Raw genomic sequence first — 19,162 nt, 5'->3', positions numbered from 1 at the left:
CATGACCGGCGACGAGACGGACCCGACCGCGGGCGAGCAGCCCGCGGCGGAGGCTCCTGCGGGGTCGGCGCCCAGCGTGTCCGTGCCCGCCGACCCCACCGCGCAGCCGCCCGCCGGCGACACCGAGCTCGCGCCCGCGCCGGTCGAGAGCGAGGGGCTGGCCGACCTGCTCGCCGACCCGGAGATCGCCCCGGCGGACGAGAGCGCGGCGCTCGCCGACCTCCTGGCGACGCCGGAGGAGGCCGCGCCGGCCGAGGAGACTCCCGGTCTCGCCGCGATCCTGGCGGATCCGGATCCGGTGCTGTTCGGCGACGCGGCGTCGGAGATCCCGGATCCTGCCGACGGTCCGCGATCCGAGCCCGCAGTGGCGACGGAGCCCGGGTCTGCGCCCGCCGTGCCGGCGCCCGCGGTCGCGACGGAGCCCGCGGTCGCGACGGAGCCCGCGGTCGCGACGGAGCCCGCGGTGGCGACGGAGCCCGGGTCTGCGCCCGCCGTGCCGGCGCCCGCCGGTCTGCCGCCGCTGCCCGCGCTGCCCCCGGAGCGCCCGAGACCGCCGGCCGCGCGGGGGCGCGACGGAGGCGGCTACCCGGGTCTCGTGGTGCTGGTGTTCGTGATCCTTGCGGCGCTGCTCGTCGGCGCGATCGTGCTGATCGCCGTGCTCGTCGCGAACGGCGCGTGGCCGCTGTCCGCGGCCGACGCGCTGATCCCGGCTGTCGCTCCGCTCCTCTGACAGTCGGCCGCCGCCGGATCCGACGGGCGACTGCGCGACGTCTGCAGGATCCGGCGACGTCTGTAGGCTGATCCAGCCGGATCCGTCATGCAGGTGTCGCACGGTCCTGCATCCGTCGCGCGGCAGCCGGCCTCGACGGTGGCGCGAACGCGGTCCGGACGATCGGTCGGATCCCCCGGACGCATGATCGGGCGCGCAGCGCGCGCGCACGGAAGGCTGGAAGCATGACCACGACCGCCCCTGTGCCCGTCGCCTCAGGCGTCCGCCCGCAGCCGATGCGCTACGGCGCGCTGCTCGTGATGATGGCGACCAGCTTCCTCCTCGTGACCGCTGAATTCCTGCCCGGCGGACTGCTCACCGACATCGCCACCGAGATCGGCGTGACCCCCGGCCAGGCCGGACAGATGGTGACGGTCACGGCGCTCGCGGGCCTCATCGTCGCCCCGACGATCGGGCTCATGCTGCCGCGGCTGGACCGGCGCTCGCTGCTGGTGTGGATGGCGATCGGCGCGACCGTCTCGAACGTCGTCGTCGCGATCGCCCCGAACCTTCCGCTGCTGCTCCTCGCCCGGGTGCTGCTCGGCGGCGCACTGAGCGGCTTCTGGTCGATGTCGGTCACCGTGGCCGCGCGGATCGCCGGCCCCGAACGGCTCGGCCGCGCCATGATGTTCACCTCCGCCGGAGTGTCGCTCGCGACGGTCGCCGGCGTCCCCCTCGGCGTGCTGCTCAGCCAGGCGCTCGACTGGCGGGGCGTGTTCGCGATCGCCGCGGCGGGGACCGGTCTGCTCGCGGTCGCCCTGCGGATCGCCCTGCCGAGTGTGCCCGCCGAGGGCGCCGCGCGCCTGTCGACGCTCGTGGACACGTTCCGGCGCCGGGGCATCGGGCTCGGCATCGTGGGGCACGTGCTCGTTGTGCTCGGGCACTTCCTGGCGTACACCTACATCCGCGTCGCCCTCGAGCGGGTGCACGACGGCGGCGCCCCGATCAACGCGGGGACGATCATCCTGCTGCTCGCGCTCTTCGGGATCGGCGGGTTCATCGGCAACATCGGCATCGGCGTGATCGTCGACCGCAGCTACCGGATCCTCGCCGTGGTCACCCCGTTCGTGCTCGCCGCGATGGCGCTCCTGATGAACGCGTTCACCGGATCCCTCTGGGCCATCGGCGTGGTGGTTTTCGTGTGGGGCTTCTTCTTCGCCTCGTGGCTGCTCATCGTGAACACCTGGATCGGGCACCGGATGCCCGACCGGCTCGAGGCCGGCGGGAGCCTCGTGGTGATGGGGTTCCAGGCGGCGATCATGACGGCCGCGGCCGTCGGCGGCGCGCTCGTGGACGGGATCGGCATCACCCAGGTGTACGTGATCGGCGCCGCGGTGCTCGTGGTGGGCGCCGTGCTCTTCGGGCTCTCGGACCGCCTCAGCCGCCGCTGACCGGATCGGTGGGATGCGCCCGAGCGGGATCCCGCTCGGGCGCAGGCTTCTGTCTTCGCGGGCGGGAGCATGCGCCGGGCGTCGGGGCTCAGGCCGTGCGGGCCTCGCGCCATGCGGTGGGGGTCTGGCCGGTGCGGCGGCGGAACGCGCGGCTGAACCCCTCGTCCGAGCTGTAGCCGAGGTCGCGCGAGATCTCGCTGACGAGGCACCCCAGCACGAGCCGGTCCTGCGCGGCGCGGATGCGCACCTCGGTGACATAGCTCGCCGGCGACGTGCCGAAGGCGGCGCGGAACCGCTCCGCGAACACCGTGCGCGACATCGCGCCCACGCTCGCGAGGCCCTCGACGCTCCAGTCCTTGCCCGGTGCGGCGTGGATCGCCTCGATCACCTTCTCCAGGAACGGGTCGCTCGTGCGCGCCGGCCAGCCCGCGGGGGCGCAGCCGTGCGCGGCCCAGGCGCGGATCACCGACGCGAGCACGGTGTTGGCCATCATGCGGCAGATCACGGCGTCGCCGTCGCGGCCGGTGGCCTCGATCGTGGCGGAGTCGAGAGGGAGCGCCGTGAGGTCGAGCCCGACCTGGGAGGCCAGCGCGGCCGCGGCGGGCTCGTGATGGGCGAAGTCGCGCACGAGCGCGACGTCCGGCAGCGCGTTCGCGATGTGCGCGGCGTGCGGAACGAGCATGAGGGTCGAGACGAGGATCCGGGTTCCCGGATCCGTCTTGACCGACATCGGCACCCGGCCGGGCGTCAGCAGGGCATCGCCCTGGGCGAGCGACATCGGCTTGTCGCCGCAGCGGGTGTGCACCGCGCCGTCGATGACGTAGACGATCGACAGCGCATCGCGGTCGAGAGCGATGGTCTCGGCCGGATCCGGTGCGATGCGCACCTGCCGGCGCAGCCGTACGTCGACCGCGGAGAGCAGGGCCTCGACGGCACCGCCGGTCTGCGTGACCGCACCCGCGACGGCGACATCGGGCGATGCCGGGCCGGGGGCGATGAGCGTCATGTCAGAGAGGAACCGCGTACGCGGGGAGCGTATTCCGGCGGAGACGCACCCGAAGGCGGCGCGGAAAGAGATCCGGCCCCTGCCGCGGGTGTGCGGACAGGGGCCGGAGGGGTGCTGCGGGTCAGCCGTCGCGACGGCCGTGGTGCAGGTGGATGTGGATGTGCTCGGCCGAGCGGCGGTGATGCCGTCCGCGCGGACCCATGCCGCGCAGGTGCTCGCCGTGCAGGTGCTCGCCGTGCGGGTGCTCGCCGTGCGGGTGCTCGCCGTGGCGGTGCTCGGCGTGCTGCTGCGCGCGGCGCAGCCACTCGCGTCCGAAGCCGGGGTGCTCGGCGAAGCGATCGTGCGCGGGGCGTTCGAAGCGCTCGCCGTGGCCGAAGCCGGCGCCGCGGCCGTGGCCCCCGCCGAAGCCGGCGCCGTGGGGGCGCCCGTGCTCGCGATGACCGCGGCGGTGCTCGCCGCGCTCGCCCCGGCGCGCACCCGGCCGACGGGGAAGGCGCATGCCCTCCTCGTAGCCCAGCCCGCGGGCGAGCTTCTCGAGGGAGGCCGCCAGGGCGGCGAACTCCTCGGGATCCAGGGCGGCGGCGACTTCGGCGCGGATCTCCTCGACGGCGTTGCCGAGGCGCGCCTTGGCGGCGACGCCCTCGGGAGTGAGGGCCCAGCCGTCAGCCGTGCGCTCGACCCAGCCGAGGTCGGCGAGGTGATGGAGCTTGCGGTCGGGAAGGTCGCGACCGGAGGGGACCGTGCCGTCGACCACGTTGAGGATCCGCCAGTCGCGGCGGGTGATCCCCTCATCCTCGAAGGCGGTGGCGAAGCGAGCGGCCGTCAGTCGGTCGACGGCGGAGATCCAGAAGCCGAACGGGCGGCCCTGGTCGGAGGAGGTGTTCTCGGTGCTGTTCTGAGAGGTGTTCATGGTGGTCCTGTTCTGATCGGGGGATGACCGCGGCGCGGCGCTCAGGCGGCGCCCCGTTTCCTTCATCTGTCGAAGGGGACGGATCCGGTCCGGATGCTTGTCATCATGCATGTACATGCAGTGTGACATGCATTACAGATCCATGTCAAGTCGCATGTAAAATCGGATCGTGTCACAGAACGCCGAAACACCGGATCCCCTCGACGCGATCGTCGCCGCCCTGGGCCTGTTGCGAGGGCGCGGGCCGCGCCCTCCGCGGGAGCATGCGCACGGCGGTCGCGGCTTCCACGGGCACGGCGGCCCGCACGGCGAGCACGGCGAACCGCACGGAGGCCGTCGTGGGGCCGAGCCCTGGGCGGGCGGGCCGTGGGGTGGTACGCGCGGGGAGGCGCCCGCGCGCGTGCGCATGCTCGAGGCGCTCGCCGCAGGGCCGCTGAGCGTGAGCGCCCTCGGCGAGGCGATCGGGGTGGATCAGCCGCGTGCGTCGCGTCTGGTGCAGCAGGGCGTGGAGCGCGGGTGGCTGCGCCGCGAGGCCGACCCGGACGACGCGCGCCGCACCCGCATCGTGCTGACCGATGAGGGCCGGCGCCTCGGTCGCGGGGTGCGCGGCGACCGACGCGAGGCGCTGCGCCGCGCGATGTCGGCGCTGACCGCCGAGGAGCAGGCCGAGTTCGCCCGGCTGCTCGCCAAGGTGGCCGAGAACTGGCGCTGAGCGCTCCGCCGCGCCCCGAGAGCGGCGCGGCGGTCAGCCCGCGGTGACGGCCCGGGCCGTCACGTCCGCCGCAGTCCGGCTGCCGGTCGGGCGACCGGTCGGCTGCGGGGGTTCGGAGCGGACGAGATCGAGCACCGCGTCGAGCACGGCGTCGGCCTGCAGCACCCGGTTGTGCCCGTAGCCCTCCGTGCGCAGCAGCCGCGAGCGGCCGGCGTGCGCCGCGTGCAGGCGGAGAGCGTCGGCGTCGGGCATCCGGCGATCGCCGCGATCGTGCACCACGAGCAGCTCGGTGCCGTCCGGGAGCGGGTCGCCCACGGCGTCGTACGCGGCGGCGATCCCCGCGGCGTCGAGACCGAAGCGCGCGGCGAAGCGTCGCGCGAACCGGGAGGCGACGGCGGACGAGAGGCCGAGCCCCCGGGAGAACTCAGTGAGGAACGCGGTCGGCGAGGCGGCGCTCGCGATCGCGGCGACGCGCGGAACCGGCGTGCCGGTGCGTGCTGCGGTGAGCGCGGCGAGGCCGCCGAACGAGTGTCCGACGAGCGCGTCGAAGGGCCCGTCCGTCCGACCCAGTTGCTCGGCGAGCTCTACCCAGTCTCGGATGTCGGTTCGCCGGCCGCCGGATCCGCCGTGGGCCGGCGCATCGAAGGCGACGACGCGGAACCCCTCGGCGACGAGCTCGCGCACGAGCGGGGCGAACTGCGACGCGCGCCCCTGCCAGCCGTGCAGCAGCAGCACGGCGCGCTCGCCGCGGCCCCAGCGGTAGACGAGGACGTCCGAGCTGCGGAGCCGGATCCGCTCCTGCCGGGACTCCTCGTGAGTGGCGCGATCGGCGTCGCGCACGGCCATGCGCGGGGCGGTCGAGAAGAACAGTCGCAGGGCGAGTCGCGCCGACAGGTCGGGGGAGACGGCCCCGAGCGTGCGGATGCCGGTGCTGAGGAGCCGGGCGGAAGCGGTCATCGGGATCCCTCCAGACAATAAATACGAACGGTCATACGTAGACTATGCGAACGATCGTTCGTACACTAGGCCCATGTCCGAATCTCTGCTGCACGATCCCGCCACGGCCGCCGCCGCCGCGGACGGACGACGTCTGCGCGGCGACGCCTCCCGGCGCACCGTGCTGGAGAGCGCCACGGATCTCGCCTCGGTCGACGGGCTCGACGGCCTCACGATCGGGCGGCTGGCGGTGGCCTCCGGGCGCGGCAAGAGCAGCATCGCGACGCTGTTCCAGAGCAAGGAGGGCCTGCAGCTGGCGACGATCGCCGCCGCGAGGGACATCTTCACCGAGCGCATCGTCGAGCGTGCGCGCACCGAGCCGCGTGGTGTGCGCCGGCTGTCCGCACTGCTGCGCAACGCGCTGGACTACTCCCGCGACCGCGTGTTCACCGGCGGCTGCTTCTTCGCGGCGACCGCGGCCGACGTCGACTCCAAGCCCGGACCGGTGCGCGACGCCGTGCGCGCGGCGCTGGCCGACTGGTACGGGTACATCGAGGCGCAGGCGCGGCACGCGATCTCCGCCTCCGAGCTCGCCGAGGGCACGGATCCCGAGCAGCTCGCCTTCGAGCTGGCGGCACTGAACGAGGCGGCGAACTCGAGGTCGCTGCTCCTGCAGGACGCGCGGCCGTACGAGCTGGCGGCACGCGCGATGCACGAGCGGCTGCGCTCCGCGGGCGCCGCCGCGGACCTGCTGACCGGACTCGTCGCCGACCCGGGCCGCTGACCGTCCGGCGCCGGGTCAGTGCGCGAGGCGCACGCTCTGCCGCGCCTCCTTGACGGGGAGAAGGAGCAGGAGCCCGGCGAGCAGCACGACGACGATCCCGAGGATCCCGAACTTCGTGTTGCCCGTGAGGACGATGAGCACGGTCCAGGCGCCCTGGGCGATCCAGCTCGCCGCGCGACCGGTCGTGGCGTAGAGGCCGAAGACCTCGCCCTCGCGGCCGGCGGGCGTGACGCGGGCCAGGAAGGATCGCCCAGCGGACTGCGCCGGTCCGACGAACGCGCACAGGATCAGCCCGCCGATCCAGTAGGCGATCGGACCGGTGTCGACCAGGGCGAACACGGCGAGGCCGGAGACGATCATGCACGCGAGCGAGATGAGGATCAGCCGCTTCGGCCCCCAGCGGTCGTCGAGGCGCCCGGCGAGGATCGTGGAGACGCCCGCGATGAGGTTCGCGGCGACGCCGAAGATCACGAGCTGGATGAACTCGAACCCGAAGACCGTGCTCGCGATCACCGCCCCGAACGTGAAGACCGCGCTCAGGCCGTCCCGGAACACCGCGCTGGCCACCAGGAACCAGAACGTCGTGCGGGTGCTGGGGGCGCGGTAGAGGCCGATGACGTCCTTGACGAGCAGGACGTAGGAGGCGAAGAAGCCGACCTTGCGCTCCGGGCGTCCGAGCGACGGCTCCGGCACGTTCAGGAAGATCGGGATCGAGAACACGATCGCCCACACCGCGCAGCCCACCGCGATGAGGCGGAAGGGCAGCCCGCCGTCCGCGGAGAGGCCGAACCAGTGGGAGGCGTAGAACACGATCACCAGCACGAGCGCCACGATGCCGCCGAGGTAGCCGAACCCCCAGCCGAGGCCCGAGATGCGCCCCACGGTCTTCGGGCTCGCGATCGAGATGAGCATCGCGTTCGAGTTCACCGAGGCGATCTCGCTGAACACGACGCCGGCCGAGATCAGGGCGACGCCCACCCAGAACAGCGCCGGGGTCGGCGTGACGAACCACAGTCCGAGCATGCAGAGGATGAGGGCGCCGGTGCCGATGCCGAGCCACAGCTTCTGCCGGCCCGCCGCGTCGGCGCGCTGGCCGAGCACGGGCGCGAGCAGCAGGATGGCGAGCCCGGCGATCGTGCCGCCGAGTCCCAGACCGCTCGTGAGCTCGGCGATCCCGGCGACGCGGGCCGGATCCGTCTTGTCGAGCTGGGCGATCTCGGGAGGAAGGAACGCGTTCGTGGTGAGGTAGAGGGCCGTGAAGATGAACGTCAGGATCACGGAGTGGAACGGCTGCGTCGCCCAGTCCCAGAGCGCCCAGGAGTAGATCTGCTTCTTCGGGGCCGGCTCGTCGCCGCGCAGGTCGAGGCCCACCACCGCGACAGCCCCGCTGTTCGCGGTGGCCTGGGGCTCGGGATGATCGCCGTTGCTCATGCAGGAAGTCTCGTGCGTGCCGGTGAACGAGAGGTAGCGGCGCGCCGATGCGGAATCCGCCGCGACGGTGCGCGCGGGACCGCGTCGCCGGGTAGCGTCGGGGCATGGTGCAGCCCGTCGTGCTCGTGGAGGGGGAGAGCGATCGCCTCGCCCTCATCGCCGCGGCGCGCGTGCGCGGTGACGACCTGCGCGCCGAGGTGGTCGCGCTCGGCGGCATCACGAATCTGCGCGCGTGGTGGCTGGAGCGACGGGATCCGGCGGTGCCCGTGCTCGGGCTCTACGACGCGGCCGAGCTCCGCTACGTCGTCGGCGCCCTGGTCGCCGGCGGCCTGCTGCGCGAGGGCGGGGCGGATCCTGCCGCCGTCGCCCGGTGCGGGTTCTTCGGATGCGAGCGCGACCTCGAGGACGAGGTCATCCGTGCGGCCGGTGCGGAGCGGGTGCGGAAGACGCTGGACGCGCGCGGCGAGCTGGCGCTGTTCCGGGTGTTCCAGGGGCAGCCCGCCCAGCGGGTGCGCTCCGTCGAGGCGCAGCTGCACCGGTTCGCGAGCACGGCGAGCGGGCGCAAGACCGTCTTCGCCGCCGACGTGGTCGCCGCGCTGCCGCCGGACCGGATCCCGGATCCGCTCGCCGCGCTGCTCGACGCGGTCGCGGTCGTCGCCGCGGCGTTGTGAGCGAGGCGGAGACGGTGCGGCTCGGAGCCTGTGTAGTAGTTCTACTAGTTTCGGCGTAGCGTGGTTGCATGGGAACCGTGACGAAGACCGAGCTGAACCAGCAGACCGCGCGGGTGCTCGCGCGGGTCGCGGCCGGTGAGCACATCACCGTCACGGAGCGCGGGCGCGCCATCGCCGAGATCGGTCCGCCGAGGGAGAGCGCCTGGGATCGGCTCGTCGCCGAGGGGAGGATCAGGCCCGCGACCGCATCCGGACCGCTCGATTTCGAACCGATCGACCTGGGCATGACATCGGAGGAGATCATCGAGGACATCCGCGGGGAGCGCTGGTGATCTACCTCGACACCTCTGCGGCGATCAAGGCGATCGTTCCGGAGCAAGGGACCGACGAGATGCGCGACGTCTTCGCCCGAGGGGAGCTGCTGATCGCATCACGGCTGCTCGCGCTCGAGCTCGCGGCCGTCACGCAGCGCCGGCGCGCCGGCGGGAAGGAGGTGGCGCGGCTCCTGGATCGCGTGAATCTGGTGACGCTCGACGACCAGGTGCTCGATCGAGCCATGGAGATCCGCTCGGGCCTGCGCGCCCCCGATGCCCTCCACCTGGCAACGGCGCTCCAGCTCGAGGGCGTGGTCGACTCCATGCTCAGCTTCGACCGCGAGCTCCGGGAACGCGCGCAAGAAGCGGGGATCCCGCCTCACCCTCTGTGCGCCGACGCGGGCTGACCGCAGGCCGAGTCAGGTCAGTGCGCGGTCGCGACGCCGATCGAGTCGTGGATCATGACGGCGGCCACACGCGCCCCGGCGCCCGCCGCGACGATGAGCTGCTGCGGTCCGGGCGAGGCCACGTCGCCCGCCGCGTACAGGCCCGGCACGCTGGTGCGGCCTGCGCGGTCGGCGGCGAGATGGCCGTGCGCGTCGAGGTCGGGGGCGAGCGACGGCAGGAACGACAGGTCGGTCTGCCATTCCGGGCGCACGAAGCCGCCCTCGACGACGTGCTCCGTGCCGTCGGCCAGGCGGATCCCGGTGAGGGCGCCGCGCTCGCCGTGCAGTTCGGCGATCGGGCTGCGCTCGACGGAGATCCCCGCCGCGGCGAGCTCCGCCTCCTCCGCGGCGTCGACGATGTCGGCACCGTTCGTGAAGACCGTGAGCTGCGTCGTCCAGCGGGCGATGAGCCGGGCGCGCGCGGCGAGATCGGGCGTCTCGCCGATGAGGGCGAGGGGGCGGTCCTGCAGCTCCCAGGCGTCGCAGGCCGCGCAGCTGAAGAGGGTCACGCCGTAGAAGCCGCGCAGGTTCGGCACCTCGGGCAGCGTCTCGCGCAGGCCCGTCGCGAGCAGCACCCTGTGCGCGCGGACCGTGACCTCCGGCGCACGCCGACCGACCCCTGCGGTGAAACCGGATCCCTCGGCCACGATCTCGAACACGCGCTCGCGGGTGCGGATCGTGACGTTCGGGTAGGCCGCGAGCTCTTCGCGGGCGATGCGGCGCAGCTCGTGCGGGGGGATCCCGTCGCGGGTGAGGAACCCGTGCGAGATGAGCGTCGCCGCGTTCCGCGGCCGGTCCGCGTCGACGACGAGCACCCGGGCGAGGGAGCGGGCGAGGTTCAGCGCGGCGGAGAGGCCGGCCGGGCCCCCGCCGACGACGAGCACGTCGTAGACGTCGTCAGTCATGGCCGTCCGCCTGCGGAGGCAGCGCGGCGACCAGCGGGTGGTCGAACGCGTAGGGGCCGACCTTGGCGGCGCCGCCCGGGGAGCCGATCTCGTCGAAGAACTCGACGTTGGCCTTGTAGTAGTCGCCCCACTCGTCGGGGAGGTCGTCCTCGTAGTAGATCGCCTCGACCGGGCACACCGGCTCGCAGGCGCCGCAGTCCACGCACTCATCCGGGTGGATGTACAAGGAGCGCTCACCCTCGTAGATGCAGTCGACAGGGCACTCGTCGATGCACGCCCTGTCCTTGACGTCCACGCAGGGCAGCGCGATCACATAGGTCATCGGATGCGCGCCCCGGCGTCCGAGAGCGCGGCGCTGCGCGAGATCTCCACCTGCTCCTCGCGCGGCACCACCTTGACCCGCTCGCGCACGTGCCGGTGGGCTGCGCCCAGGGCGCGCTCGTGCGCGTCGAGCTCGAGCCACCCGTCCCACGTGGTCACCTCCACCTCGCGCTCGGCGAGCAGCTCGAGGATGTCCGCGGTCTCCACGGGAGCGACCAGACGGCCTGCATCGACATCCTCGAGGAGGTTCGCGATCGTCTCCGTCGCGTCGGACTTGGTGTGTCCGATCAGACCCACGGGGCCGCGCTTGATCCAGCCGGTCGCGTACACGCCCGCGGCGCCGTTCACGCGGCCGCCCTCGTTGGGCACCACACCGCGGCGCTCGTCGAACGGCACCTCGACCACCGGGGATCCGAAGTAGCCGACCGCGCGGTAGACGGCCGTGACCGGGTAGTCGCGGAACACGCCCGTGCCCGAGACCGATCCGTCGGCGTTCGGCGCGGTGCGCTCGAACCGGATCCCCTCCACGCGGTCGGATCCGGTGATCTCCACCGGTGCATGCCAGAAGTGCAGGTGCAGGCGACGAGGGTTGCCCGTCGGCTCCCCGCGGTTCTCCGGGCGGTCGCGCCAGGAGTTCAGCGTGCGGAGCATGATCTTGAGCTGGTTCGTCGACGCGGACGCGGGATCCACTCCGTCGAAGTCGGCGTCGTCGAGGAGGATGTCCACGCCCGCGACCTCTCCGAGCTCGCGCAGCTCGATCGGGGTGAACTTGATGTCGGCGGGCCCGCGGCGGCCGAACACGTGCACGTCGGTGACCGCCGAGGCCTCGAGGCCCTCGAGCACGTTGTCGGGCACCTCGGTGCTGCGCAGGTTCTCGGGCAGCTTCGCGAGGATGCGCGCCACGTCGAGGGCCACGTTGCCGTTTCCGATCACGGCGACCTGCTCGTCGACGAGCGGCCAGGTGCGCGGGACGTCGGGGTGCCCGTCGAACCAGGACACGAAGTCGGCGGCGCCGTGGGATCCGGGGAGATCCACGCCCGGGATCCGCAGCGCGGCGTCGCGGATCGCCCCCGTCGCCAGGATCACGGCGTGATAGCGCGCCTGCAGCTCGTCGATCGACACGTCGCGACCGACCTCGACGTTGCCGAGGAAGCGGATGACGCGCCGATCGGCGCCCTCCGCGCGCGCGTCGAGCATCTCGTGCAGCGAGTTCACGATGCCCTTGATCCGGGGGTGGTCCGGGGCGACGCCGTAGCGGATCAGGCCATAGGGCGCGGGCAGCGACTCGAACAGATCGATCTCCACGGAGGAGCCGTCCTCGCGGGCGGCGAGGGCGTTCGTGAGGATGTTGCCGGCGTAGATGCCGGCCGGGCCGGCGCCGACGATCGCGACGCGGAGCGGGGCGGAGGGGGCGGGAGCGGTCACGGCTGCAGGGTCTTTCGGTCGAGGGGACGGGGGCGATGAGCGAGCACCGGGGAAACGGGAGGGAGACGGAACGCGGTCTCGAACGAGGTGGCGGGGAACCGCGTTCCGTCGCGGTCGCCTTCGGCGTCCTCGCTCAGCGCGCCGGAAAGGGAGTCGCCCGGCCAGGCGGAGGAGAGGCGCACCACGTCGCCCACGACCACGACGGCGGGATTGCGCACCTGGCGCACGGCGGCGAGGGCGGCGATCGTGGAGAGCGTGCCGATGGTGACGCGCTCGCCGGATCCGTAGCCGTCCTCGACGATCGCGACGGGACAGTCGGCCCCCCGGGCGCCGCGCGCGAGGATGCCGGCGGTGTGCGCGAGGGTGCCGATGCCCATGAGCAGCACGACCGTGTGATCGGATCCGCCGGGCAGCTGCTCGATCGGGTCGTGCGCGCTCGCGACGGTGAAGGCGGTGGCGACGCCTCGGTGGGTGAGCGGGATCCCGGCCACGGCGGGCACCGAGATCGCGCTCGTCACCCCGGGCACGACCCGCACGGCGACGCCCTCGGCCTCGCAGTAGAGCGCCTCTTCGCGACCGCGTCCGAGCACGAACGGATCCCCGCCCTTGAGGCGCACGACCTCGCGACCGGCCCTCGCGTGGCGCACCAGCAGCGCGTTGATCTCGTTCTGCGGCACGGGGTGGTGGCCGGGGGTCTTTCCGACGTCGATCACCTCGGCGGTGAGGACCACGCCCTCGTCCGCGAGCTGGTCCAGCACGGCGCGGGCGCCGAGCCGGTCGGCGACGATCACGTCGGCGTGCTCGAGGGCGCGGAGCCCCCGCAGCGTGAGCAGGCCCGCGTCGCCGGGGCCCGCTCCGACGAGGGTGACGGTTCCGCAGGTCATCGGGCACCTCCGAGCAGGAATCCGCGGCGGCGCAGCACGACGCGCTCCAGCGGAGCGAACAGCACCAGCTCGATGAGGATGCCGATCGCCAGGATCAGGATGATGGTTGCCAGCACGCCGGGCAGATCAGCGAGCTGTCGGGACTGGTCGAGCATGGTCCCCAGCCCGAAGCCGATCGTCCCGCCGGTCGTGATGATCTCGGCGGCCATGAGCGAGCGCCACGAGAACGCCCATCCCTGCTTGAGCCCGGCGAGATAGCCGGGCAGGGCGGCGGGCAGCACGATCGCGGTGGCGGACTGCCACCGGTTCGCGCCGAGCACCGTGCCCACGCGACGCAGCTGCGGCGGCACCTGGTCGATGCCCGCGAGCAGCCCGTTCACGATCGACGGGATCGCGCCCATCAGGATCACGAAGTACGCGGTCGCATCCGACAGGCCGAACCAGATGATCGCGGCGGGCACCCAGGCCACGCTCGGCAGCACCATGAGCCCGGAGATGAGCGGGCCGGCGGCACGGCGCAGCAGCTTCCACTCGGCCAGAAGCAGGCCGATCGGGGTGCCGATGGCGATCGCGATGAGGAACCCGATGCCGCCGCGCTCGAGGCTCGTGAGCACCGACTCCTGCAGTCGGCCCGCCTGCCAGGCGTCGCCGAGGGCCCCCAGCACCTGGAGCGGGCTGGGCGCCTTGTCGGGGCGCGGCTGGGCGATCACGATGTACGCCTGCCACGCGGCGAGCAGCACCAGCAGCAGGACGACCGGCGGCAGGATCGCCCGCAGACGCTCGCGTCCGCGGGAACCGGATCCGGAGCCGGTCGTCTGCAGGCGATCCAGTCCGGCTTCGAGGCGGGAGAGGTCGTCGTCCGTGCGGCGCCCGGTCTCCGCGCTCGTCGCCGGCGCCGGGGCGGGGCCCGGGGACGCCGCCTCGACGGACCCGGCGACGGGGTCGGTGGTCTCAGTCGGCATTTCGGCGGATCTCCTTCCGCAGCTCGACGGTGATCTCCGCGGCCAGCGCGGACACCTCGGGCGATTCGATCCGGCGGCCGCGGGTGCGGGTCACGCGCCACTCGCGCGCGATGCGGCCGGGACGGCTGCCGAGAAGCACGACGCGCTGGCCGAGGCGGGCCGCCTCGCGGACGTTGTGCGTGACGAACACGATCGTGCGACCGGTCTCGCGCCAGATGTTCTCCAGCACCTCGTGCAGCAGGTCGCGGGTGATCGCGTCGAGCGCCGCGAAGGGCTCGTCCATCAGCAGCACGGGGCGGTCCTGGGCGAGCGCGCGGGCCAGTGCCACGCGCTGCCGCATCCCACCCGAGAGCTCGTGCGGGCGCTTGTCCGCCGCATCGGCGAGATTCACGATCCCGAGCAGGCGCAGCGCCTCGACCCGGCGCTCGGCGCGCGGCACGCCGCGCAGGCGCAGGGCAAGCTCGACGTTGCGGCGCGCGCTCAGCCAGGGCATGAGAGCCGGATCCTGGAACATCACGGCGGCGCCCTCCGCAGGGGCGGTGAGCGTTCCGGCGGACACCGGCTCGAGGCCGGCGATGAGGTTCAGCAGCGTGGACTTGCCGCAGCCGCTCGCGCCGAGCAGGCACACGAACTCCCCGGGGGCGATGTCGAGCGACACGTCGTCCAGCACGACGGGGCCGGATCCGTACCGCTTGGTGACGTGCGCGAGGCGCACGGCCGGATCCACCGGATCCGACACCGGCGGCACGGGGGAGATCGAGTCGAAGCTCGGCGCGAGCGGTGCGGTCATCGGCTCGTCCCGCGATCCTCAGCACCCGCGCGCGCGGAACACGACGCAGGAGAGTCCGCCGTGACGAGCGCCGAGAAGGCCTCCGCGTGGCGCGTCTCCGGCGTCGTGTTCTGCGAGGGGGTCATTTCTTCGCACCCAGTCCGCCGTCGCTCACGGCCTTCTCGCCGCGCTCCTTCAGCGCGGCGTTCAGCGCCGTGAGATCGAACAGGCCGTCGATCGAGCCCTTCGTCTGCGTGCCCGCGGTGACGCCGTTCTTGACGAGCGTGGCGAACGCCTTCGCATTCGGATCCGCCGAGAACGACACGTTCGCCAGGGCCTTGGTCAGCACTCCGTCGGCCAGCGGCTTGCCGGTCGCCTTCTGCAGCGCCGTGTTCACGACTCCGCCGACCTCGGTGGGGTTCTTGGCGATCCAGTCGAGGGAGTCGAGGTGGCCGGCCAGCAGCTCCTTCACCGCGTCGGGGTGCTTGTCGGCGAAATCCTTGCTGACCAGCAGGACTGTGGTGGGGAACTTCCCGCCGGGCCAGAGGTCGCGCTCGTCCTGCAGCACGTGCGCCCCGGCCTCGACGACCAGACGCGACGCCCACGGCTCGGGCAGCCAGGCGCCGTCGAGCTGTCCGTTCTTGAACAGCGTCAGGGTCTGCGCGTTCTCGGTCGGGGTGATGGTCACGTCGCCGCCGCCGGAGACGCTGGTCTTGAGGCCCTTCGACGACAGCCAGGTGCGCAGCGCCACGTCCTGCGTGTTGCCGAGCTGCGGGGTGGCCAGCGTCTTGCCCTTGAGGTCGTCCGCGCTGGTGATGCCGTCGCGCACCACGAGCGCCGCGCCCCCGCTGGTGGCGCCCGCGATGATGCGCGCCGAGGCGCCGCCCGACTTGATGAACGTGTTGATCGCCGGGTTCGGGCCGATGTACGCGGCGTCGATCGCGCCGGCGGAGAGCGCCTCGATCGCGGCCGGGCCGGCGTTGAACACCTCGGTCTTCAGCTGGGTGTCGCCGAGCTCCTTCTGCAGGAAGCCCTTCTCCACGCCCACGAGCGCGGGCGCGTGCGTCACGGTGGCGAAGTAGCCCAGCCGCAGCGTGTCGAGCTTGTCCGGCGTGGTCGTCGGGGTCGCCGCCTGGGCGGAGGCGCAGCCGGCGAGCATCGCCATCGCGAGTCCGAGGGTCGTGAGGGCCGTGCCGATGCGGGTCTTGCGATTCACTGTCGCCTCCTTAGGCGTTCTTGGGTGGGTGGGTGTGGGCGGATCCAGCTCCGTCTATTTCTGCCGAACGGTGGGATCTCAGGGTGAAAACCCACGGTTCGGCAGAAATAGACGGGAGAGGGGAGGGGTCAGGGGGTGGAGACGACCGTCGCGGCGGCCAGGGTCGCGCCGTCGACGGGGTGGATGAGCAGCAGGGCGCCGCCCTCGCGGTCGTCGGCGTAGCGCTCGAGGGGCAGAGGGGAGGCGAAGCGGATCCGCACGCGGCCGATCTCGTTCACGGCGATCTCCGCCGCGTCCTCCAGGGCGAGGGTGTCCAGATCCCGTCGGGAGAGCACCTCGGTCACGATCGCCTGGACGGTGGACGTCCCGTGCTTCGCGAGCACGCGCGCCCCTGGCGCCACGGGCCGGACGTCGAGCTGGAAGATCTCCACCTCGGCCTCCTGGTGCCCGGAGGGCACGGTGCCTGCCGCGGCGATGAGCGCGCCGCGCGCGGCGTCGAGCTCGTCGGCGAGCGTCACCGCGATCGACTGCGCGGTGTGCGCCGCCTCGGCGACCCGACCCGCGACGCGGATCCCGGTGACCGTCGTCTCGTGTCCGCCGGGGAACACCTGCACGCGGTCGCCGACGCGGACCGAGCCGCTCGAGACCCGTCCGGCGAAGCCCCGGTAGTCGCGGAGCGCATCCGCCTCCGCCTCGTCGATGAGGGCCGAGACGCCTCCCTGCGGGCGGATCACGGTCTGCACGGGCAGGCGGAACGCCGCGTCCTCCTCGGCGGTGCGCGCGGGCAGGGTCTCCAGCAGCTCGCGCAGCGTCGGACCCTCGTACCAGGGCGTGCGCTCGGACGGATCCACGATGTTGTCGCCCTCGAGGGCGGAGACGGGGATGACGTGCGTGTCGATGAGGCCGAGCTCGGCGGCCACGGCGAGGGCCTGCTCCTCGACCGCGCGGAAGCGCTCCTCGTCGAAGCCGGTGAGGTCGATCTTGTTCACGGCGACCACCACGTGCGGCACGCGCAGCAGCGACACCACGGCGAGGTGCCGGCGGGTCTGCTCCACGACGCCCTTGCGCGCGTCGATCAGCACGACCACGGCGTCGGCGGTGGCGGATCCGGTGACCATGTTGCGCGTGTACTGCACGTGTCCCGGGCAGTCGGCGAGGATGAAGCTGCGGGCATCGGTGGCGAAGTAGCGGTACGCGACGTCGATCGTGATGCCCTGCTCGCGCTCGGCCCTCAGGCCGTCGGTGAGCAGCGCGAAGTCGAACTCGCCGTGCGCGAAGCCGCGGTCGGCGGAGGTGCGAGCGACCTGCTCGAGCTGATCCGCGAGGATCGCCTTCGCGTCGTGCAGCAGCCGTCCGACGAGGGTGGACTTGCCGTCGTCGACGGATCCGGCGGTGGCGAAGCGGAACAGGGTCGTGTCGCGCAGCGTCGGAACGGGCTCGACGACCCCGGTCCCTGAGGTCTCGGTCGTGCTCATCAGAAGTATCCGTTCTTCTTGCGGTCCTCCATGGCGGCCTCGCTGATCCGGTCGTCGGCGCGCGTGGCGCCGCGCTCGGTGAGCGTGGAGCGCGCCACCTCGGCGACCACCTGGTCGACCGTCGCCGCGTCGGACTCGACGGCACCGGTGCAGCTCGCGTCGCCGACGGTGCGGTAGCGGACGGTGCGGCGCTCGACCTGCTCGTCCGCGCGCGGCAGGGCATGCTCGTTCACCGCCCACCACATGCCGTCGCGGCGGAACACCTCGCGCTCGTGCGCCAGGTACAGCGGCGGAAGCGGGATCCGCTCGCGGGCGATGTAGCGCCAGACGTCCAGCTCGGTCCAGTTCGAGATCGGGAACGCGCGCACGTGCTTGCCCGGCGTGTGCCGGCCGTTGTACAGGCTCCACAGTTCGGGGCGCTGGTTGCGCGGATCCCACTGCCCGAACTCGTCGCGCAGAGAGATGATGCGCTCCTTCGCGCGGGCCTTGTCCTCATCGCGGCGGGCGCCGCCGAAGACCGCGTCGTGCCTGCCCGCGGCGATCGCGTCGAGCAGCGGCTGCGTCTGCAGCACGTTGCGGGTGCCGTCCGGGCGCTCGGTGAGGCGGCCGTCGTCGATGTAGTCCTGCACGCGGGCGACCTCGAGCTTCAGGCCGAGCCGCTCGACGGTCTCGTCACGGAACCGGATCACCTCGTCGAAGTTGTGCCCCGTGTCCACATGCAGCACCGGGAACGGGATCCGGCCCGGCGCGAACGCGCGCGCGGCGAGGTGCAGCACGAGCACCGAGTCCTTGCCCCCCGAGAACAGGAGCACCGGACGCTCGAACTCGGCGACCACCTCGCGGATGATGTGGATCGCCTCGGCCTCGAGCAGATCCAGGCCGGTGAGTCCTTCGTCTCGTCGCTGCGCTCCTCGCTCAGGAACCGACGAAGGGCGCTCGGTGGTCAGTGTGTCGATGCTCATACGTGGAGTCCGCATTCGGTCTTGGCCAGTCCGGCCCAGCGGCCGGAGCGGGGGTCTTCGCCCGGAGCGACGGGCTTGGTGCACGGCGCGCAGCCGATCGAGGGGTAGCCGTTGGCGACGAGCGGGTTCACCACCACCTCGTGCGCGGTCGCGTAGGCGATGAGGTCGTCGAACGACCAGGCCGCGACGGGATTGACCTTGATCAGGCCGTTGCGCTCGTCGAAGACGATCAGCGGCGTGTTGGCCCGCGTGGGCGCCTCGTCGCGGCGCACGCCGGTGAACCACACCTCGTAGCCGCCGAGGGCCCTGTGCAGCGGGGCCACCTTGCGCAGCTCGCAGCACAGGGCGGGATCCCGCGCGAACAGGTCCTTGCCGTGCTCCGCGTCCTGTTCGCGCACAGTCTTCTCGGGCTTCACGTCCACGATCCGCACGTCGAGCGTGCGGGCGACCTCGTCGCGCGTGAACGTCGTCTCCAGGAAGTGGTACCCGGTGTCCAGGAACAGCACGTCCACCCCCGGGATCGCCGCGGCGACCAGGTGCGGCAGCGCCGCGTCCGCCATCGAGCAGGCGACGGCGGCCAGCCTCGGCGAGACGTTCGCGGCGACCCAGGCGACGACCTCCGCAGGGGAGGCCTCGTCGGCGGATCCGCTGCGCAGCTCCGCGGCCCCACGCTCGGCAAGGGCCCGCAGCTCGTCGAGGGACCGCTTCCGCACGGTCGCTTCGAGTGCCTCAGCGACCGGGGTGGCGGGGTCGGTCCCTGAGGTTCTCGAAGGGACGGGGGTGTGCGTCCGGGTCGCTTCGAGTGCCTCAGCGACCGGGGTGGGGGTGTGCGTCGGGGGCGCTTCGACTGCCTCAGCGACCGGGGTGGCGGGA

At 72.7% G+C, this 19,162-nt stretch carries 21 protein-coding genes; 7 read left to right on the top strand and 14 right to left on the bottom strand.

All coding sequences use genetic code 11. The annotated features are described in order from the left end of the window. Position 1 precedes the first annotated feature (1 nt). Both NFX31_RS16290 and NFX31_RS16285 read left to right on the top strand, forming a co-directional pair. On the top strand, positions 2–730 hold the full coding sequence (locus tag NFX31_RS16290) for a hypothetical protein (RefSeq protein WP_091478016.1): 729 nt from the start codon (positions 2–4) through the stop codon (positions 728–730). 224 nt (positions 731–954) lie between these two features. Then, the gene (locus NFX31_RS16285; protein ID WP_091478017.1) at positions 955–2,160 is read left to right on the top strand and encodes an MFS transporter; all 1,206 of its coding nucleotides are present in this window, start codon (positions 955–957) and stop codon (positions 2,158–2,160) included. An 88-nt stretch (positions 2,161–2,248) separates the two neighbouring features. On the opposite strand, the gene NFX31_RS16280 is transcribed toward NFX31_RS16285, so the two are convergent. Both NFX31_RS16280 and NFX31_RS16275 read right to left on the bottom strand, forming a co-directional pair. Then, the gene (locus tag NFX31_RS16280) at positions 2,249–3,166 is read right to left on the bottom strand and encodes a helix-turn-helix transcriptional regulator (protein ID WP_091478018.1); all 918 of its coding nucleotides are present in this window, start codon (positions 3,164–3,166) and stop codon (positions 2,249–2,251) included. 121 nt (positions 3,167–3,287) lie between these two features. Beyond that, a complete protein-coding gene (locus tag NFX31_RS16275) occupies positions 3,288–4,076 on the bottom strand; it encodes a MarR family winged helix-turn-helix transcriptional regulator (protein ID WP_262956273.1) in 789 nt (262 codons plus the stop codon). Positions 4,077–4,245: 169 nt separating this feature from the next. Between NFX31_RS16275 and NFX31_RS16270 the strand changes: the two genes are divergently transcribed. Beyond that, entirely contained in the window at positions 4,246–4,788 is a 543-nt protein-coding gene (locus tag NFX31_RS16270) for a MarR family winged helix-turn-helix transcriptional regulator (RefSeq protein ID WP_262956272.1), read from the top strand. 33 nt (positions 4,789–4,821) lie between these two features. Here NFX31_RS16270 and NFX31_RS16265 read toward each other — a convergent pair whose 3' ends face one another. Then, positions 4,822–5,745 (bottom strand): alpha/beta fold hydrolase, encoded by a 924-nt coding sequence (locus NFX31_RS16265; RefSeq protein WP_262956271.1) that lies wholly within the window; start codon positions 5,743–5,745, stop codon positions 4,822–4,824. A gap of 73 nt (positions 5,746–5,818) precedes the next feature. Between NFX31_RS16265 and NFX31_RS16260 the strand changes: the two genes are divergently transcribed. Further along, positions 5,819–6,508 (top strand): TetR/AcrR family transcriptional regulator, encoded by a 690-nt coding sequence (locus NFX31_RS16260; protein ID WP_262956270.1) that lies wholly within the window; start codon positions 5,819–5,821, stop codon positions 6,506–6,508. Between the two features lie 15 nt (positions 6,509–6,523). Here the strand turns inward: NFX31_RS16260 and NFX31_RS16255 are convergent, their stop codons facing one another. Beyond that, the gene (locus NFX31_RS16255) at positions 6,524–7,939 is read right to left on the bottom strand and encodes an MFS transporter (RefSeq protein ID WP_262956269.1); all 1,416 of its coding nucleotides are present in this window, start codon (positions 7,937–7,939) and stop codon (positions 6,524–6,526) included. A gap of 104 nt (positions 7,940–8,043) precedes the next feature. On the opposite strand from NFX31_RS16255, the gene NFX31_RS16250 reads away from it, so the two are divergent. The 3 genes from NFX31_RS16250 to NFX31_RS16240 all read left to right on the top strand — a co-directional run bounded on the left by NFX31_RS16250 (position 8,044) and on the right by NFX31_RS16240 (position 9,331). After that, on the top strand, positions 8,044–8,610 hold the full coding sequence (locus tag NFX31_RS16250) for an ATP-dependent endonuclease (protein WP_262956268.1): 567 nt from the start codon (positions 8,044–8,046) through the stop codon (positions 8,608–8,610). A 68-nt stretch (positions 8,611–8,678) separates the two neighbouring features. Continuing rightward, on the top strand, positions 8,679–8,942 hold the full coding sequence (locus tag NFX31_RS16245; protein WP_045250882.1) for a type II toxin-antitoxin system Phd/YefM family antitoxin: 264 nt from the start codon (positions 8,679–8,681) through the stop codon (positions 8,940–8,942). Then, positions 8,939–9,331, top strand: coding sequence for a type II toxin-antitoxin system VapC family toxin (locus tag NFX31_RS16240; RefSeq protein WP_262956267.1), 393 nt, complete (start codon positions 8,939–8,941; stop codon positions 9,329–9,331). The genes NFX31_RS16245 and NFX31_RS16240 overlap by 4 nt, the downstream gene beginning before the upstream one ends. A 17-nt stretch (positions 9,332–9,348) precedes the next feature. On the opposite strand, the gene NFX31_RS16235 is transcribed toward NFX31_RS16240, so the two are convergent. From NFX31_RS16235 to NFX31_RS16190, 10 genes are all read right to left on the bottom strand, one after another. Further along, positions 9,349–10,275, bottom strand: a complete 927-nt coding sequence (locus tag NFX31_RS16235; protein WP_262956266.1) for an NAD(P)/FAD-dependent oxidoreductase — start codon at positions 10,273–10,275, stop codon at positions 9,349–9,351. Beyond that, complete coding sequence (gene fdxA, locus NFX31_RS16230; protein WP_045250885.1) at positions 10,268–10,597, bottom strand: ferredoxin; 330 nt, start codon at positions 10,595–10,597, stop codon at positions 10,268–10,270. Before fdxA ends, NFX31_RS16235 begins: the two co-directional genes overlap by 8 nt. Continuing rightward, on the bottom strand, positions 10,594–12,021 hold the full coding sequence (locus NFX31_RS16225) for an FAD-dependent oxidoreductase (RefSeq protein ID WP_262956265.1): 1,428 nt from the start codon (positions 12,019–12,021) through the stop codon (positions 10,594–10,596). The genes fdxA and NFX31_RS16225 overlap by 4 nt, the downstream gene beginning before the upstream one ends. Continuing rightward, positions 12,018–12,905 (bottom strand): uroporphyrinogen-III C-methyltransferase, encoded by an 888-nt coding sequence (gene cobA, locus NFX31_RS16220; RefSeq protein WP_082072327.1) that lies wholly within the window; start codon positions 12,903–12,905, stop codon positions 12,018–12,020. The genes NFX31_RS16225 and cobA overlap by 4 nt, the downstream gene beginning before the upstream one ends. Next, positions 12,902–13,867 (bottom strand): ABC transporter permease, encoded by a 966-nt coding sequence (locus NFX31_RS16215; RefSeq protein WP_262956264.1) that lies wholly within the window; start codon positions 13,865–13,867, stop codon positions 12,902–12,904. The genes cobA and NFX31_RS16215 overlap by 4 nt, the downstream gene beginning before the upstream one ends. Next, positions 13,857–14,657 (bottom strand): ABC transporter ATP-binding protein, encoded by an 801-nt coding sequence (locus NFX31_RS16210; RefSeq protein WP_082072328.1) that lies wholly within the window; start codon positions 14,655–14,657, stop codon positions 13,857–13,859. Before NFX31_RS16210 ends, NFX31_RS16215 begins: the two co-directional genes overlap by 11 nt. A 121-nt stretch (positions 14,658–14,778) precedes the next feature. Further along, positions 14,779–15,852, bottom strand: a complete 1,074-nt coding sequence (locus NFX31_RS16205) for an ABC transporter substrate-binding protein (RefSeq protein ID WP_262956263.1) — start codon at positions 15,850–15,852, stop codon at positions 14,779–14,781. 128 nt (positions 15,853–15,980) lie between these two features. Further along, entirely contained in the window at positions 15,981–17,327 is a 1,347-nt protein-coding gene (locus NFX31_RS16200) for a sulfate adenylyltransferase subunit 1 (protein ID WP_262956262.1), read from the bottom strand. Continuing rightward, a complete protein-coding gene (cysD, locus tag NFX31_RS16195) occupies positions 17,327–18,289 on the bottom strand; it encodes a sulfate adenylyltransferase subunit CysD (protein WP_091478029.1) in 963 nt (320 codons plus the stop codon). Before cysD ends, NFX31_RS16200 begins: the two co-directional genes overlap by 1 nt. Then, complete coding sequence (locus NFX31_RS16190; RefSeq protein WP_262956261.1) at positions 18,286–19,002, bottom strand: phosphoadenylyl-sulfate reductase; 717 nt, start codon at positions 19,000–19,002, stop codon at positions 18,286–18,288. The genes cysD and NFX31_RS16190 overlap by 4 nt, the downstream gene beginning before the upstream one ends. Positions 19,003–19,162: the final 160 nt, after the last annotated feature.

This window comes from Microbacterium azadirachtae, assembly GCF_025583665.1.
In the GTDB taxonomy this organism is placed as follows: domain Bacteria; phylum Actinomycetota; class Actinomycetes; order Actinomycetales; family Microbacteriaceae; genus Microbacterium; species Microbacterium azadirachtae.
The sequence above is the reverse complement of the archived record's forward strand: the minus strand, read 5'-3'. Positions and strand labels throughout refer to the sequence as shown.

What these genes read in the sequence shown, in the direction of transcription:
- NFX31_RS16290 (WP_091478016.1), top strand. Translation starts at nt 2, where the DNA reads ATGACCGGCGACGAGACGGACCCGACCGCGGGCGAGCAGCCCGCGGCG.
- NFX31_RS16285 (WP_091478017.1), top strand. Translation starts at nt 955, where the DNA reads ATGACCACGACCGCCCCTGTGCCCGTCGCCTCAGGCGTCCGCCCGCAG.
- NFX31_RS16280 (WP_091478018.1), bottom strand. Translation starts at nt 3,166, where the DNA reads ATGACGCTCATCGCCCCCGGCCCGGCATCGCCCGATGTCGCCGTCGCG.
- NFX31_RS16275 (WP_262956273.1), bottom strand. Translation starts at nt 4,076, where the DNA reads ATGAACACCTCTCAGAACAGCACCGAGAACACCTCCTCCGACCAGGGC.
- NFX31_RS16265 (WP_262956271.1), bottom strand. Translation starts at nt 5,745, where the DNA reads ATGACCGCTTCCGCCCGGCTCCTCAGCACCGGCATCCGCACGCTCGGG.
- NFX31_RS16260 (WP_262956270.1), top strand. Translation starts at nt 5,819, where the DNA reads ATGTCCGAATCTCTGCTGCACGATCCCGCCACGGCCGCCGCCGCCGCG.
- NFX31_RS16255 (WP_262956269.1), bottom strand. Translation starts at nt 7,939, where the DNA reads ATGAGCAACGGCGATCATCCCGAGCCCCAGGCCACCGCGAACAGCGGG.
- NFX31_RS16250 (WP_262956268.1), top strand. Translation starts at nt 8,044, where the DNA reads ATGGTGCAGCCCGTCGTGCTCGTGGAGGGGGAGAGCGATCGCCTCGCC.
- NFX31_RS16245 (WP_045250882.1), top strand. Translation starts at nt 8,679, where the DNA reads ATGGGAACCGTGACGAAGACCGAGCTGAACCAGCAGACCGCGCGGGTG.
- NFX31_RS16235 (WP_262956266.1), bottom strand. Translation starts at nt 10,275, where the DNA reads ATGACTGACGACGTCTACGACGTGCTCGTCGTCGGCGGGGGCCCGGCC.
- fdxA (WP_045250885.1), bottom strand. Translation starts at nt 10,597, where the DNA reads ATGACCTATGTGATCGCGCTGCCCTGCGTGGACGTCAAGGACAGGGCG.
- cobA (WP_082072327.1), bottom strand. Translation starts at nt 12,905, where the DNA reads ATGACCTGCGGAACCGTCACCCTCGTCGGAGCGGGCCCCGGCGACGCG.
- NFX31_RS16215 (WP_262956264.1), bottom strand. Translation starts at nt 13,867, where the DNA reads ATGCCGACTGAGACCACCGACCCCGTCGCCGGGTCCGTCGAGGCGGCG.
- NFX31_RS16210 (WP_082072328.1), bottom strand. Translation starts at nt 14,657, where the DNA reads ATGACCGCACCGCTCGCGCCGAGCTTCGACTCGATCTCCCCCGTGCCG.
- NFX31_RS16200 (WP_262956262.1), bottom strand. Translation starts at nt 17,327, where the DNA reads ATGAGCACGACCGAGACCTCAGGGACCGGGGTCGTCGAGCCCGTTCCG.
- cysD (WP_091478029.1), bottom strand. Translation starts at nt 18,289, where the DNA reads ATGAGCATCGACACACTGACCACCGAGCGCCCTTCGTCGGTTCCTGAG.